At 70.1% G+C, this 14,109-nt stretch carries 11 protein-coding genes and 1 tRNA gene; 6 read left to right on the top strand and 6 right to left on the bottom strand.

What is annotated here, in order from left to right; translation table 11 throughout:
* Positions 1-10 precede the first annotated feature (10 nt).
* Positions 11-1,594 carry a sensor histidine kinase gene (locus ETAA1_RS10965; RefSeq protein ID WP_145237571.1) on the top strand — a complete coding sequence of 528 codons (1,584 nt, stop codon included), beginning with the start codon at positions 11-13 and terminating at the stop codon, positions 1,592-1,594.
* Positions 1,595-1,674: 80 nt separating this feature from the next.
* Here ETAA1_RS10965 and ETAA1_RS10960 read toward each other — a convergent pair whose 3' ends face one another.
* The 3 genes from ETAA1_RS10960 to ETAA1_RS10950 are packed head-to-tail and all read right to left on the bottom strand — an operon-like array spanning position 1,675 to position 3,773.
* Positions 1,675-2,442 (bottom strand): uracil-DNA glycosylase, encoded by a 768-nt coding sequence (locus ETAA1_RS10960; RefSeq protein ID WP_145237568.1) that lies wholly within the window; start codon positions 2,440-2,442, stop codon positions 1,675-1,677.
* A 14-nt stretch (positions 2,443-2,456) separates the two neighbouring features.
* The gene (locus ETAA1_RS10955) at positions 2,457-3,272 is read right to left on the bottom strand and encodes a DUF6065 family protein (RefSeq protein ID WP_145237565.1); all 816 of its coding nucleotides are present in this window, start codon (positions 3,270-3,272) and stop codon (positions 2,457-2,459) included.
* Between the two features lie 36 nt (positions 3,273-3,308).
* A complete protein-coding gene (locus ETAA1_RS10950; RefSeq protein WP_145237563.1) occupies positions 3,309-3,773 on the bottom strand; it encodes a hypothetical protein in 465 nt (154 codons plus the stop codon).
* A gap of 21 nt (positions 3,774-3,794) precedes the next feature.
* Here ETAA1_RS10950 and uppP point away from each other — a divergent pair, with 21 nt between their 5' ends.
* On the top strand, positions 3,795-4,718 hold the full coding sequence (uppP, locus tag ETAA1_RS10945; protein ID WP_238389413.1) for an undecaprenyl-diphosphatase UppP: 924 nt from the start codon (positions 3,795-3,797) through the stop codon (positions 4,716-4,718).
* 230 nt (positions 4,719-4,948) lie between these two features.
* On the top strand, positions 4,949-5,296 hold the full coding sequence (locus ETAA1_RS10940; RefSeq protein ID WP_145237560.1) for a hypothetical protein: 348 nt from the start codon (positions 4,949-4,951) through the stop codon (positions 5,294-5,296).
* Positions 5,297-5,337: 41 nt separating this feature from the next.
* Here ETAA1_RS10940 and ETAA1_RS10935 read toward each other — a convergent pair whose 3' ends face one another.
* Positions 5,338-6,333: an NAD-dependent epimerase/dehydratase family protein gene (locus tag ETAA1_RS10935; protein ID WP_145237557.1), complete on the bottom strand. Its 996-nt coding sequence runs from the start codon at positions 6,331-6,333 to the stop codon at positions 5,338-5,340.
* Positions 6,334-6,451: 118 nt separating this feature from the next.
* On the opposite strand from ETAA1_RS10935, the gene ETAA1_RS10930 reads away from it, so the two are divergent.
* A tRNA-Glu gene (locus tag ETAA1_RS10930) sits at positions 6,452-6,524 on the top strand.
* A gap of 203 nt (positions 6,525-6,727) precedes the next feature.
* On the opposite strand, the gene ETAA1_RS10925 is transcribed toward ETAA1_RS10930, so the two are convergent.
* Positions 6,728-7,105 (bottom strand): hypothetical protein, encoded by a 378-nt coding sequence (locus ETAA1_RS10925; RefSeq protein ID WP_145237554.1) that lies wholly within the window; start codon positions 7,103-7,105, stop codon positions 6,728-6,730.
* Positions 7,106-7,832: 727 nt separating this feature from the next.
* Entirely contained in the window at positions 7,833-9,998 is a 2,166-nt protein-coding gene (locus ETAA1_RS10920) for an IPT/TIG domain-containing protein (protein WP_202920821.1), read from the bottom strand.
* Between the two features lie 711 nt (positions 9,999-10,709).
* Here ETAA1_RS10920 and ETAA1_RS10915 point away from each other — a divergent pair.
* Positions 10,710-12,617 (top strand): DUF1592 domain-containing protein, encoded by a 1,908-nt coding sequence (locus ETAA1_RS10915; RefSeq protein ID WP_145237548.1) that lies wholly within the window; start codon positions 10,710-10,712, stop codon positions 12,615-12,617.
* A 60-nt stretch (positions 12,618-12,677) separates the two neighbouring features.
* Complete coding sequence (locus ETAA1_RS10910) at positions 12,678-14,108, top strand: DUF1552 domain-containing protein (protein ID WP_145237545.1); 1,431 nt, start codon at positions 12,678-12,680, stop codon at positions 14,106-14,108.
* The last annotated feature ends 1 nt before the right edge of the window (position 14,109 follow it).

Here is a 14,109-nt window from a genome sequence, read left to right as displayed (position 1 = left end):
CCCCGCGAGCATGAGCAGCGTCATCCCGCCGCCGTCGGTCCGCCGCTACGTCTGGCGGCTCGCGCCGCTGGTCGTCCTGTGGTTCATCCCCGTCGGCTGGGTCGGGTGGCAACTGGCCGCGCGCGGCGAGTGGACCCGCGAGACGGACGAGGCCGACGTGCGCGAGTGGCTGAACGAGTCGCGCGTGTTCCGCAAGCCGCTGCCGGAACTCGTCCGCGAGTACGCCGAGACGACGGACCCGGAGCGGCTCCGGCTGAAGGCCGACGAGATCGACGCCCACCTGACGGCACTCGCCGAGCCGACGCGGCAGTACGCCGGCAAGCTGCCGCTGTTCCCCGACGTGTACGCGATCGCGGTCGAGTTGCCGGGCCGCGACCCGCCGCCGGGCCGAGACGCACACCCGGCGTGGCGCTCGCCGATCCCGCGGCCGGGGGCCGACGCCAAGGGGCGCGTGCGCGTGCTGGAGTTCGACGCCGGCGGCGGCCGCATCCGCTGCGAGTACCGGGCACACAGCCTGAACCGCTTCGAGCAGGAGCAGCGCGAGCGGCGCGTCGGGCAGTTCGCGGCGGTCGCCGTGCTCGTCGCCGGGTTCGCGGTGGTGTCGTACTTCGTGGTGCGGTTCCTGCGCCGCGAGCGCGACCGCGAGGTCCGCGACTACGAGGACCGCCTCGCCGCCGAGCACCGCGAGCTGGAGTTGGTACAAGCGAAGCAGGCGGCCGAGGAGTTGGAGCGGCAGGTGCTCGCGGCCGAGCTCGACAAGGCGAAGGTCGAGGGCCGCGCGGCCGAGGCCGAGCGGGCGGCGCTGGAGATGAAGTCGCAGTTGTACGCGAGCATCGGCATCATGGCCGGCAGCTACGCCCACAACATCAAGAACCTGCTGGTGCGGCCGAACGACCTGCTGGCCCGGTGCATGGAGGCCGACGCCCTCCCCCGCGAGCAGCACGGCATGTTGCAGGAGGTGAAGGCGACGCTCGGCACCGTCACCGAGCGGTTGCAACAAATCCTCCGCACCGTCCGCCGCGACCCGAACAAGACCGAACTCACGCAGCTCGACCTGAACGACCTGGTGCGCGACTCCGAGCGCACGTGGGCGGCGATGGCCTGGGACAAGTGGAAGCTGCGGCTCACCGCCTCACCCGCGGGCGTGCCGCTGCCGGTGACGGGCGACTTGTCTCACCTGCAGCAGGCGGTCGAGAACCTGGTGTTCAACGCCCGCGACGCCACGTTCGAGATGCGGAACCACCTCCGCGAGGCGGCCCGCGGCGGCGACGCGGCCGGCCGAAAGCAGCGGCTGCTCGACGCCGCGGCGTGGAAGGGCGAGGTGAGTTTGCGGGCGTTCCGCGACGGCGACGAGGCCGTGCTGGAGGTGCGCGACAACGGCATCGGCATGACCGACGACGTGCGGATGAAGTGCCTGACGACGCACTTCAGCACGAAGCGCGACAATGCCCTGTACGAGGGCTACAGCGCGGGCATGGGGCTCGGGCTGTCGTTCGTGGCGGTGGTGCTCGAACACCACGGAGCTTCGCTCGAAATCGACTCCGCGCCCCTTCGCGGGACGACGTTCCGTGTGCGTTGGCGACGTGCCGAATGACCAATGCCGAATGACCCACCAATGACCAGGGAAACCCAGCGGTTCCCCCGCTTGGTCATTGGTGGGTCATTGGGCGTTGGTCATTCCGGCGACGTAGGTAGCTGCCACACGATCGGCGCCACGCCGTGCCCCGCCAGCGCCGCATTCACCGCCGAGAACGGCCGGCTGCCGAAGAACCCGCTCGACGCCGACAGCGGCGACGGGTGGACGCCCTTGATGACCGTGTGCCGCGCCGCGTCGATCAGCTTCGCCTTCTTCTGGGCGTAGCTCCCCCACAGCAGGAACACTGCCGGTTCGGCCCGGTCGTTCACGGCGCGGATGGCGGCGTCGGTGAATTTTTCCCACCCCTTCCCGGCGTGCGAGTTCGGCTCGTTCGCGCGCACCGTCAGGCAGGCGTTCAGCATCAGCACGCCCTGCTTCGCCCACGACGCCAGGTGGCCGTGCGTCACCGGCGTCGCCCCCACGTCGTCTTGCAGCTCGCGGTAGATGTTCTTCAGCGAGGCGGGCACCTTCACGCCCGGCAGCACCGAGAAGCACAGGCCGTGGGCCACGCCCGGAGTCGGGTAGGGGTCCTGGCCGAGCAGCAGCAGCTTGACGTCGTCGAGCGGCGTGAACTTGAAGGCGTTGAATACGTCGGCGGCGGGCGGCATGACGGCGTGGGCGGCGCGCTCCTCGGCGACGAAGCGCGACAGGTCGGCCCAGTAGGGCTTGTGCGTCTCCGGCTCCAGCACGGCGCGCCAGGACTCTGGCAGGTCGGCAGGCAAACCCGGCACGTCGGCCGGCCGCGAAGCCGCGGGCTCGGCGTCGAACAGTGACGGCGCGGCTGCGGCGGGCCTCTTCTTGGCCATCGGTCGCTCCCGGTTCAGTACGGCCCCGCCTCGTCCTCCGCCGTCGGGGGCGGAAGCGAAACCGGGGCCGGCGGCGGGGCCGGGGCGAACTCGCGGATGGCCAGCTTCGTCTGGTGCTCCTCGAACCCCTCGCCGCCCTGCCGTTTTCCTTGGAAGTAGTCCTTCTGCCAGCCCACCTTCACCGCCTGCGGGTCGCGGGTGTGGAGCCCGTGGAGGAACGTGTTCCGGCTCGCCTGCCAGGCGTCGTACTCGGCCTTCAGGTCGGGCGCCGACTCGATCCGTTCGCGCCGCGGCACCAGGCTCTCGGCCAGCCCGCGCGGCACCGGCACCAGCATGCAGAACGGGTCGCCGCGCTCGAACCGCACCCACTCGCACACCCGCGTCAGCTTCCAGTTCATCGTGAACGTCGACGCCAGCCAGTCGGTCTCCACGACGCCTTCGAGCGGCTGCGCGCCGTCCTTGATCCAGTTGGTCGGCCCCTTCACCCACAGGTTGATGCCCGGGGGCGTGCGGAACAGGAACGGGATGGTGAACGTGAAGGTGCCGACGCCGAAGTGGCTGCACACGCGCGGGTCGGGCGGCCCGTCGAAGCGGACCTCCACGTCCTCCTTGTTCGGCCCGCCGTACCAGTACACGGCGAAGCCGATCGGGCTACGGATGACCCAACCGGCCTGGTTGGCGATGGTCAGCGGCAGGCAGCGGTACGGGAAGCGCAGGTGCGCCTTGTCCATCCACTCGCGGTTGATGGGCGCCGCCTCCAGCGGGTAGTCCACCGGCTGGTGCAGCTCGTAGGCGATGAAGGGTTGTTCGGTCGGCTCGTCCGTCGGCATGGGGTCCGGTCCGTGGAGCGGGTGGGTTTCCCCCTCTCAGGATACGGACCGGCGCCGGCGGAGCAGCACGTACAGGAGAGTGCCGCCGAGCAGTAGACCGAGGCCGACCGACAGGCCGAGCGTCTTGTCGATCCGCCACCGCTCGTACGTCATCTCGACGACCGGCTCCGTGGCGGCCGGGGCGGGTGCCTCGATCGTGAACTCCTTGGTGTCGCGGTGGCCACCGTCGCGGACGACGATCACGTACTTGCCCGGCGGCGGCAGTGGCGTCGTCCACACGCCCTTGGCGTCGAGGACGCCCTTGGCGACTTCGGCCCCTTTGTGAACCGACAGCGTCACCTTCGCCTCCTCGGCCGGGGTGTCGTCGTCGTAGGCGGCCACGACCTTCAGTTCGGTCGCGGTGAAGGTGACCTTCGCGATCAGGTCGTGGGCGCGGGCGGGTGACGCCGTCGCGCCGACGACGGCGAGGGCCGCTAAAACGAGGATGCGGGTCGGTCGCATGACTTGGCTCGCGGGGCCGGTGTGACGTTTCACGCGGTCATCATACCGACCACCGGGCTGCCCGTCATGCCGCTGTGGCACGCCGTCGTCCTCGGAATCGTCCAGGGGCTGACCGAGTTCCTCCCCATCAGCTCCACGGCGCACCTTCTCCTCGTCCGCCAACTGCTCGGCCACCCACACCCGGACGACGCCTTCACCGTGGTGATCCAGCTCGGCACGCTCGTCGCCGTGGTCGCGTACTTCCGCATCGACCTTCGCCGCATCCTGGCCGCGGTGTGGGCCGATCTGCGCGAACGCCGCCTCGGCACCACCGTCGAGGGGCGCCTGGCGTGGTTCATCGTGCTGGGCACCGTCCCCGCCGTGGCCGTCGGCTTCCTGTTCAAGCGGCAGTTGAAGGAGACGTTCTTCAACCTGCCGGCCGTGGCCGTGGTGGCGACGGCGTTCGCGGTGCTGCTCGCGGCCGCGGAGTGGTGGGCGCGCCGCCGCGCCGCCCGCGGCCTGCCCGATCGCAACGACGCCAATCTTACGTGGCTCGACGCGCTGTGGATCGGCTGCTGGCAGGCGTGTGCCCTCATGCCGGGTGGGTCGCGCTCGGGGACGACGCTCACGGGGGGGTTGTTCGCCGGCCTCGGCCGGGCGGCGGCGGCGCGGTTCTCGTTCCTGCTGTCGGTGCCGGTCATCCTCGGCGCCGGGCTCAAGGACTTGCTCGACGAGTACAAGAAGCTCCGCGCCCCGGAGCCCGACGGGCCGCCGAGCCTGTTCGCGTCCGCCGACGACGCCGCGGCTCTGCTCGTCGGCACGCTCGTGTCGGCGGTCGTGGGTTACCTGGCTGTGGCGTGGCTGCTTCACTTCCTGAAGCGATACTCGACGGTTGTATTCGTCGCGTACCGATTGTTGCTCGGTTCCGCCATCGGCGGAGCAGTCCTGGCGGGCTGGCTAAAATAGGATCAGTGTTGCCGAATTGCGCATCTCGCTGCGCAATTTCGAACCACCTTCCTGAATCTTCGCCGTTACTCGACACGATTTGGGCCGAAAATCGGCACTTCCGGGTAGGGCACGCGGCTTGCTTGAGCGGGGATCCGCCGACGGCCCGCTCCCGCTGCGGGTTCGCTCGGGGTTCGCCCTCCCCCTTCGGGAGCGGACATCAGGACGAAGCACCGATTCGGAGGAATCACATGACCGTGCGGAAGCTGCTGACGGGGTTCGTGGCCGTGGCCGGCCTGCTGGCGTTCGCCACCGACGCCCAGGCGTTCGGCAAGCGGAAGAAGAACAAGGGGTGTGACACCTGTGCCACCGCGGCGCCGGTGAGCACCGGTTGCGGCGGGTGCGGCATGGCGTACGCCGGCACCGGCGCGGCCGTGGCGATGACCCCGGAGGCGATGCCGGCCACCGGTACCGCGACGACGGCTGTCACGCCGGCGAGCGGGACGCCGGCCGGCGTGGTGATTCCGGCCGCGTACTCGACGGTCGAGGACCAACCCGAGACGACGACCCGTACCCGCCGCGGCATCCTGCGCCGCTGAGTGCTGCACTGAGCCCGGGGACGGCCGTCCCCGGGCGTTCTTCACTTCTGCGCTTCCCGATACCAGTCGAGCGCCGCCTTCATCCCCTGCTGGAACGACACCCGCGGCGCGTAGCCGAGACGGCCGCGGGCCTTGGCGATGGAGAAGTCGAGGTTGAGCCCCGCGAACTTCAGCTGCGCCTGCGTCGCCCGCGGCGGGTGCGGCTTGTTCTTCCGCCGGAACACGCTCTCGCGCCAGTTGGCGACGAACCGCGCCAGCCACACCGGAATGCTCCCGCGCGGCCGCTTCGCCCCGATCCCGTCGGCGATCGTCTCGAAAAACGTCCGCTTGCTGACGAACTCGCCGTCGGTGATGTTGAAGACCTCGCCGACGGCCTCCGGCCGGTCCACGGCCAGCAGGATGGCATCGACGAGGTTGCCGACGTAGGTGGTGTTGAGGGCATAGCGGCCGCGGGCGATGTAGATGACGCTCCGCTCCCGCAGCCGGCCGGCGATCCGCGGCAGTACAGAGCGGTCGCGCGGGCCGTAGATGAACCCAGGCCGCAGCACCGTCACCGGCAGCTTCTGCTTGCGGTAGTACTGCAACGCCAGCCGCTCGGCCTCGACCTTCGACTGCGTGTAGCCGTCGATGTGGTGGTCGGGTAGCGGTTCGGTCTCGTCGGTGCCGAAGTGGTGGCGGGCCTCGTAGACGCCCAGCGACGAAACGACGACGAACCGGTCGAGCGGCCGACCCAGGGTGGCGTCGAGCAGCGACCGCAACCCCTCGACGTTCACCTTGCGGTAGTCGTCCACCGGCCCCCAGTCGCCGACCTTTGCCCCGCAGTGGATGACCACGTCGGCCCCCTCGGCGGCGCGCCTCACGGCGTCGGGGTCGGTCAAGTCGCCGCGAACCACGGTGACGCCGAGCCTGTCCAGGATGGCAGTGTCGCTCCCCTCCCGGGCGAGGGTGCGGACGAGGTCGCCGCGGGCCACGAGGGCTTCGGCGACGTGCGAGCCGACAAACCCGGTAGCGCCGGTGACGAGGAACGTGCGAGGCATCGCGGTGCGGCTCGTGGGGATCGGTCAGCGGATGTTGTGGCGGAACCGCGCCGCGGCGGCAAGCGCGGCCCTTGACGAAGCGGCGGCCGCGGCGATAATTCCGGGGAAGGACGTGAGCGGCCCTATCGTCTAGAGGCCTAGGACGGAGCCCTCTCAAGGCTCAGACTGGGGTTCGAATCCCCATAGGGTCATCAGGCTGTCAGGGCTGGACAGCCCCGGAGCGGACGGGATCGGACGGAATGCTTGCCCCGCAAGCATTTCATCCGAACTCGTCCGCTCCGGTCGTTTCGAGTCCGCCCCAGTCTGCGTCGGTTTCTGTGTCGCCCGTGCGTCTGATTCTGCGTCGCCCCGGCCGGCACCCGGTCGAGCAGTTTCCTAACGGCCGGGTCATCACTCACCGGGCGGATGATCGCGGGCCGTCGGCGCCGGGGGGTAGGTCCTTCGAATAGATCATCGGTAGAGCTCCTCGGGTTCGTCGCCACTCGGGCCGCCGGTGAAGCCGGTGGCCGGTTTGGATCATCACCACCCGGAACACCCGGCCGGCGAACCGGTCGAACGCGGCGCCGGCGGCGAGTTCGGCGTCGGCACGGGCGACCGTCGCCCGCGCTTCTCGTCGGTCGTGCTCGCGCATAGCCCGGATGTCGTCCGCTCGCCCACGGTAGTAATCGGCGTCCTCTGCGCACAACGGGCCGCGGTACTCCATGACGACCCGCCCGCGAACCCGGCGCACACCGGACAGGTACGGCCGACCCTTCCACTGTTCGACGGTCACGGTCGCCTCCCGCAGTGGTGCAACAGCTCGGTGGTTGCCCCGGTTCCCCCGACCAACCACTGTCGATCTGGCGATCTTCTTACAGTGCGATTTCGGGGACCTTTCCGAAGGAGTCAGGCGAGCGGCCCGTTGAGCCGCCTGTGTTGCGCGGTCCGCCCGCCAACGCCAGTGTTCTCTCCGGCGTCGCGGAGGGTGGCGCCTGCGGTGCGCCGAGTGTCGGCGTTTTCTCTAACACAGCGTGCCACGGACTTCCTTCCGCGCCGGACGGAAGCTAGGGGAGCTGAGGGGATGCCTCTTCATAACCCGAATGCCAGCCGCAAGGAGCCGCTCGGCCGAGTGGAAAGCACGTAGCGACTCGATTATGGACCGGATAACTCCCAACTTGGCGAGCCGCTGGCGACGCCGGCCGTTCTCCCGCTCGTCAACATCCGCCAGGTACGCCTTGGCCACCGCTACGAGTAGCGTAGCCGCCTCCGCCACCGGTTCGCCGTCCAACTCGACCTGCATGACCGAGGGGGACGGGACGAACGACACCCGGAGGGCGTCCTCCGGCCTGGCGCCTGCTGGCGGTTGGCGAGCGGCTCGAGGATGTGGCCGGTCAGCATTGTGCATCACCCGGACCCCTGGCCGCCGCTCGAGACAAGAAGGGAGGCGGGGCCGTCGGCCAGCTGGCCAGCCGCCCCGCGGCTTCCCGCGGGGCGGTCGTGGGTGGGCGGTTCATGCTGACTCACCGCCTAACGCGGACCGTCGCCGTGCCCTTCACCGCGCCGACGCTGGCCTGGACCAGCGCCGTGCCGGTCCTCCTCCCCGACGCGGTGTAGAGCCCGGATTGGTCGATCGTCCCGGGGCCGCTGGCTACCGTCCAGGTGAAGGTCGGCTGGGTCGTGAGGGCCACCCGGAACTGGTCGAGGGCCAGTGCCGCGAACCGGGTCTGCGTCCCAAGGCGGAGGGTCGTGGACAACGGGGTGACGGTGATGCTGGTGAGGGTCTGCACCACGCTCACGCTTACCGAACTGGTTATGGTGAGCCCGCCGGCGTCGGCGGCGGTGACCTGGAACAGGTACATGCCCGCCCGGTTGAACGTCACCGTGATGTCCCTCGCCGCGTTGGTCCCGTTGGCGCTGTAGACCGGGGCCGCCCCGGCGGGGCCGGTGAGCATCGTCCAGGTGTAGCGGAGGTTTGCCTCCCCGCCGTCGTCGGACCCGCGCATGCGGAGCGTGGTCGTCGTCCCCGCGATCGGGTTCGGGGTGGCCGAGGCCGGGGCCGATACGGTTGGTGCGGCGTTGGCCGGGGGCGGCGGGGGCGGGCTGGTGACGGTCAGAGTGAACGTGTCGGTGGCGGTGAGGCCGCCAGCGTCGGTCACGGTCAGCGTGATCGTTGCCGTACCGGTCTGGCCGGCAGCCGGGGTGACGGTAATCGTCCGGCTCCCGCCCGACCCGCCGAGCATTAGTCCGCTCGACGGGACCAGCGTCGTGTTCGACGAGGCGGCCGTCACTCCCAAACTCCCGACCGCAGTCTCGGCGTCGGCCACGGCGAACGGCAGGGGGCCGGTCGAACCGCCCGCGCTGACGGTCTGGGTGGCCACATCGCCGACGGTCGGCGGCGTGTTCGCCGGCGGGGGCGGGCTGACGCCGTACGTGAACCGGCCCGCGGCGGTGACCGGGGACAGGCCGTAGCCGAAGACCGGGTTCTTGACGTTCTGAGTCACCCCCGGGGCATCCACGCCCGACTTTACCTTCACGTCCACCGCCCCCGACCCGGCCGGAGCCCTGACCGTCAGTTGACTGTCGCTGAGGATGGTGACATTCGTCCCCGGGTTGCTGCCGAACAGCACGGACAGGCGCCCGGCGGTCCCGCCGAAGTTCCGGCCGGTCACGGTGACGGTGTCCCCGGCCGCTCCGGCGGTGACGCTCAAGCCGGTCACGGCGGGCGTAAGGTCCACCATTTCGAAGTCGCTGTACCGGAGCCGCTTCAGGCCGGTGGTCGTGCTCTGGATGTCGTTGTCGTCGAACGTCAAGGTGTAGGCGTTGTTCGCGTCCACCGAGTGGCTGGCCCCGGAGAAGAAGAAATTGCTCCCGTTGTCGGCGAGGATCAGCCCGTACTCCTTCATCGCCTGGGCGATGACCCGGGACTGCGGGCTGAGGGTGGAGATGTCCACCCCGGCCTTGAGCCGGAACCGCGACCCCATCGGAGGCTGGACCGCGGCATTCGTGTTCCCCGGGTTGGCGGTGTGCGACGCCGGGTAGACGAACTGGTTGAGGATCACACTGTTCTGGAGTGTGAACCGGATGGCGTGGTTGATGACCCCCTGCCCGCCCTGCGACACCGGCAGCGCCTCGTCGGGCCGCACCAGGCCCGGGAGGATGGCCAGCCCGGCGGCGTCGGCGCTCGTCCAGGTGAGGGGGCGGAAGGTGTTCCCCCGCATGTCCCAGACCGACTGCTGGGCGGCGTGCCAACGCCCGTCGGCGTTCTCCGACGGCCGGGAGGCGCCGAAGAACTCGTACCCGATCTGGTTGTCGATGTCGTAGACGAGCAAGTGTGAGTCACCCCGGTTGGCGAGCCCGGCCCGCGGGCCGTTCTGGTAGTCGCCTTCGAGAACCGCGTCGGCCGGGATCGGGGTGGCCAGGATGTCACTCTCGTCGGCGTAGTCGTCGATTACCACGCTGATCTTGGGCACGCTGTTGCCGCGAACCACGTTGTAAGGGATGCCGTACAGGTCCGCCCCGACGGTGCGAGCGTCCTGGCCGAAGTCCGGATGGAGCCGATTGTCGCCGAACGAGGTGACGATGCTGTTCATCACCGCGGCCGAGTTCGCCGCCACCGGGGCGTCAGCGACCCGTTGGTTCCACGGGTTGTCGGCCGGGAACAGGGTGGTGCCGAGCAGTGCCGGCACGGCCCGGTCCTCGAGCCGCAGGACGCCGAGACGTACGGTACGGGCGGCCGGGGGCCGCACACGAACGGAAATAGCCATGAAGTGTCCTGACAACGGTGCTACGGCCACGGGGACTGGTCCCGCGGTGAGCGGTGATGGGTGCGGGCGAAAAGAGAACTAGCAACGATCCCGGCTTCCCCGGGCTGAGCGATGGTGGCCGACTACGGGCGAAGGGTAGATGGGGCGAATCCGCCGGACTGTTCGAGAAGCCTAGAACAGGCTAGCCGAGAGGTCAACACATCCCCCCGGGTTCGACGGCGAGTCGTAATACTCACGCAAATAAGAGGCCGATGGTTGGCCAAGTTCAAGCCACCAACCACCGAAGCGGTGACGACAAGGCAACCGCGATCCGGCCCGCCGTGGACCCTACTGTACGCATCCGATCAGCGCCAGCACGGCCCTGCGTATCGGTTCGGTGAGGGTCGGCCACGCCGCGGTCACGGCGGCCAGATCGGGGTCGTTGGCCGTTTCGACTATCCGATGAGGACCACTTGCGTCGGAATCTGCGTCGTCCTCCCCTGCCACTGGCGCGTTTGGGCCTAGAATCATTGGTATTCCGGCGCCGCGTCGAATCCTAATAGGGTCACTGCCGGCGGGCCGTGTCGGGGTTTGTTCCCGACCCGGCCCGCTGCCGTTTCGGGGCACAACGCCCGCACCAAACGCGTCCGACCGATGCCACAACGTCACCTCTTTCCCGCTTTTCTGGCCGCCGCCGTCGGCTGGCTCGCCGCGTCGCCGACGCCGGTCCAACCGCCTCCCGCGACGGGCGGGTTCGCCGACGTGCGCGCCCACGTCACCGAACTGTGCGGCCGGTGCCACGGCGAAAAGACGTCGAAGGGCGGCGTGAACCTCGCCCCGTTCGCCGACGAAGCCACTGTCCTTCGCGAGCGAAAGCTGTGGCGCGCCGTCGCGGAGCAGCTCAAGTCTGGTGAGATGCCGCCCGAAGGGGCGAAGCAGCCGACCGCGGAGCAGCGCACCGAACTGGTGAAGTGGGTCACGTCGCGGCTGGACGCGGCCGACGAGCAGGACCGGCGTCGGCCCGACCCCGGCCGGTCGGTCGTGCGGCGGCTCAACCGCTACGAGTACAACCGCACCGTCCGCGACCTCCTCGGCGTGGACCTCGACGCGGCCGGTGCCGTCGGCATCACCGACGACGTGGCCGGCGAGGCGTTCGACAACCTCGCCGCGGCCCTCACCGTTACGGACGCGCTCGTCGAGAAGCACTTCGCCGCCGCCGACCTGATCGTCGACGCGCTGTACGCCACCGCCCCGAAGAAGGGCGCGAAGGCCGGCAAGGGGCCGACGCCGTTCGAGCGAGTCTTCCCCGACACCGCCGGCCTCCGGCCCCGCGACGCGGCACGTCGGGTGATCGAACCGCTGGCCCGCCGCGCCTACCGTCGCCCCGTCGAGGCGCGCGAGCTGGACCGACTCTTAACCGTTTTCGACCGCGCGGCCGCGGGCGGCGCGGACTTACCCACCGCACTCCGGCCGGTGCTGAAGGCGCTGCTGGTGTCGCCGAACTTCCTCCTGCGCGTCGAACGCGACCGGCCCGGCGCCGACGCGTACCGCGCGAGCGGGCACGAGTTGGCGACGCGGCTGTCGTACTTCCTGTGGTCCACGATGCCGGACGCCGAGCTGTTCGCGGCCGCCGACCGCGGCGAGTTGAACGACACCGCCGGCGTCGAGAAGCAGGCCCGGCGGATGCTCGCCGACCCGAAGGCGGAGGCGCTCACGGAGTCGTTCGCGGCCCAGTGGCTGCACCTCCGCAAGCTCCCGGACGCGCGGCCGTCGGTCGAGTTCTTCCCGACCTTCACGCCGCAGTTGCGCCGCGCCATGCACGACGAGGCCGCACGGTTCTTCGACGGCCTCCGCACCGAGGACCGCAGCATCCTGGAGTTGCTGGACGCCGACTACACTTACGTCAACGCCGACCTGGCAAGGCACTACGGCATCCCCGGCGTGAGCGGCCCCGAGTTGCGGAAGGTGAAGCACGCCGACGCAACACGCGGCGGCGTGCTCGGCATGGGGGCGGTGCTGGCAGTCACGTCGCACACCAGCCGCACGAGCCCGACGCTGCGAGGGAAGTACGTGCTGGACGTCATCCTCGGCACGCCCCCGCCCCCGCCGCCGCCGGACGCCGGGCAACTCGACGAGGCTAAGAAGGGGAAGGACGCGATGACCTTCCGCGAGCAGTTGGCGAACCACGCCGCGCGGCCGGCGTGCGCCGGGTGTCACGCCAAGATCGACCCGCTCGGCTTCGGCCTGGAGAACTTCGACGCCGTCGGCCGGTTCCGCAAGAGCGGCAAGGGCATCGACGCGACTGGCAAGCTGCCCGGCGGCGAGGCGTTCGACGGGGCTCGGGAGATGCGGCAGGTGCTGCTCAAGCGGAAGGACCGATTCGCCGAGAACCTGACGGAGAAGCTGCTGAGCTACGCGCTCGGCCGCGAGCTGGCGGCGCCCGACGCCGCGGCCGTGCGGGCGATCACGGCTGAGTTGAAGGACGGGTTCAAGTTCTCGACGCTGGTGCTGGGCGTGGTGAGGAGCTACCCGTTCGGGCACCGGCGGAACGAGCGGGATTGATCTTCCCGCGAGCGGCGAAGTCACGGGCCTACTTCACCACAACTGTGGTATCTTTTCCTCATGCACCGCCACCCACCCACCCGCCGCGCGTTCCTGGGCACCGCCGGCGCCACAGTCGCGCTGCCGTTCCTCGAACAACTCGCCCCCGCGGCGTCGCCGAAGCCGCCGACCCGCCTCGGCATCTGGACCGTCACCGGCGGCACCGTGCTCGAATCGTGTAAGCCCAAGGAATCCGGCCGCCTGCCGGACAAGCTGCCGTCGATCCTCCGGCCGCTGGAGTTCGCCCGCGACGACCTGTTGATCCTCTCCGGCCTCAGCCACCACGGCCGCAGCGAGGGCGGGTTGAACGCCCACGAGCACTGCTCGCTGCTGCACCTCACCGGCGCCGAGGTCGTCCGCAAGGTGGACGGCAAACTCGTCGCCGGGCCGTCGGTCGATCAGGTGGCCGCGCGGGCGGTCGGGGGCCAGACGTTCCTGCCGTCGCTGGAGATCGGCCTGGCCGGGCACGAGAACAAGTACTCGTTTCGCGCCGCCGACGTGCCGGTGCCGTTCGAGGCGAACCCGCGGCTGATCTTCGACCGCATGTTCCGCGGCCGCCGCCCGGTGGTGCCGAACTGGGCCGCCCGCGCGACTACCCCGCCGCCTGCCCCGACGACGCGCCCCGACACGCCCGACCGGAGCGTCCTGGACCTGGTGCGCGAGGAGGCCAACGACCTGCGCCGCGGCCTCGGCGCCGCCGACCAGCGCCGCCTCGACCAGTATTTGGAAGCCGTCCGTGCCATCGAGCGCCGCATCGCCTTTGCCGAGGCCCGGCAGCAGGTCGAAGCGCGCGACGCGCTCAACCCCGGCCCGTCTCGCCTGACCGTGCCCGGCAACCTCCCCGCGGCGAACGTGCCGATCTGGCAGATCACCAACCCCGTGTCCCGCGACCCGGAACGGCACGAGGACTACATCCGCCTCATGGCCGAGCTGATGGTGCTGGCCTTCCAGACGGACACGACGCGCGTCTGCACGTTCGCCTGCGGCAGCGACGAGGCGCTGTTCCCCGGTGTGGTCACCGTCGGCTACGAGACGCACTGCCACACGCTGGAGCACCAGGGGAATGCCGGCCGCGTCGAGGACGCCGACCCGATCGCCCGCGAGGCGCTGCGACAGATTCACGCCTGGTACACGAAGCTGTTCGCCGAAACGGTGCGGGCGATGAAGGCGATCGACGAGGGCGGCAGTTCGCTACTCGACAACACGCTGTTGCTCTACACGTCGTACATGGCCGACGGCGGCCACGGCACCCGCGACTACCCCGTGGTACTGGCCGGCAAGGGCGGCGGCTCGGTTCGGCCGGGCCGACACGTGGCGTACACGCCCCAGACGCCGGTCGCCAACCTGTACGTCGAGTTGCTGGACCGTATGGGGGCGAAGGTCGGCCGCTTCGGCGAGAGCCACACCAGCGCCCACCGCCGCTACGACGGCCGTCTCCCCGACCTCACCTGAT

This window comes from Urbifossiella limnaea (assembly GCF_007747215.1).
Taxonomy (GTDB): Bacteria; Planctomycetota; Planctomycetia; order Gemmatales; family Gemmataceae; genus Urbifossiella; species Urbifossiella limnaea.
This window is presented reverse-complemented; position numbering and strand designations above follow the sequence as displayed.

What these genes read in the sequence shown, in the direction of transcription:
- ETAA1_RS10965 (WP_145237571.1), top strand. Translation starts at nt 11, where the DNA reads ATGAGCAGCGTCATCCCGCCGCCGTCGGTCCGCCGCTACGTCTGGCGG.
- ETAA1_RS10935 (WP_145237557.1), bottom strand. Translation starts at nt 6,333, where the DNA reads ATGCCTCGCACGTTCCTCGTCACCGGCGCTACCGGGTTTGTCGGCTCG.
- ETAA1_RS10910 (WP_145237545.1), top strand. Translation starts at nt 12,678, where the DNA reads ATGCACCGCCACCCACCCACCCGCCGCGCGTTCCTGGGCACCGCCGGC.
- ETAA1_RS10915 (WP_145237548.1), top strand. Translation starts at nt 10,710, where the DNA reads ATGCCACAACGTCACCTCTTTCCCGCTTTTCTGGCCGCCGCCGTCGGC.
- ETAA1_RS10940 (WP_145237560.1), top strand. Translation starts at nt 4,949, where the DNA reads ATGACCGTGCGGAAGCTGCTGACGGGGTTCGTGGCCGTGGCCGGCCTG.
- ETAA1_RS10960 (WP_145237568.1), bottom strand. Translation starts at nt 2,442, where the DNA reads ATGGCCAAGAAGAGGCCCGCCGCAGCCGCGCCGTCACTGTTCGACGCC.
- ETAA1_RS10950 (WP_145237563.1), bottom strand. Translation starts at nt 3,773, where the DNA reads ATGCGACCGACCCGCATCCTCGTTTTAGCGGCCCTCGCCGTCGTCGGC.
- ETAA1_RS10955 (WP_145237565.1), bottom strand. Translation starts at nt 3,272, where the DNA reads ATGCCGACGGACGAGCCGACCGAACAACCCTTCATCGCCTACGAGCTG.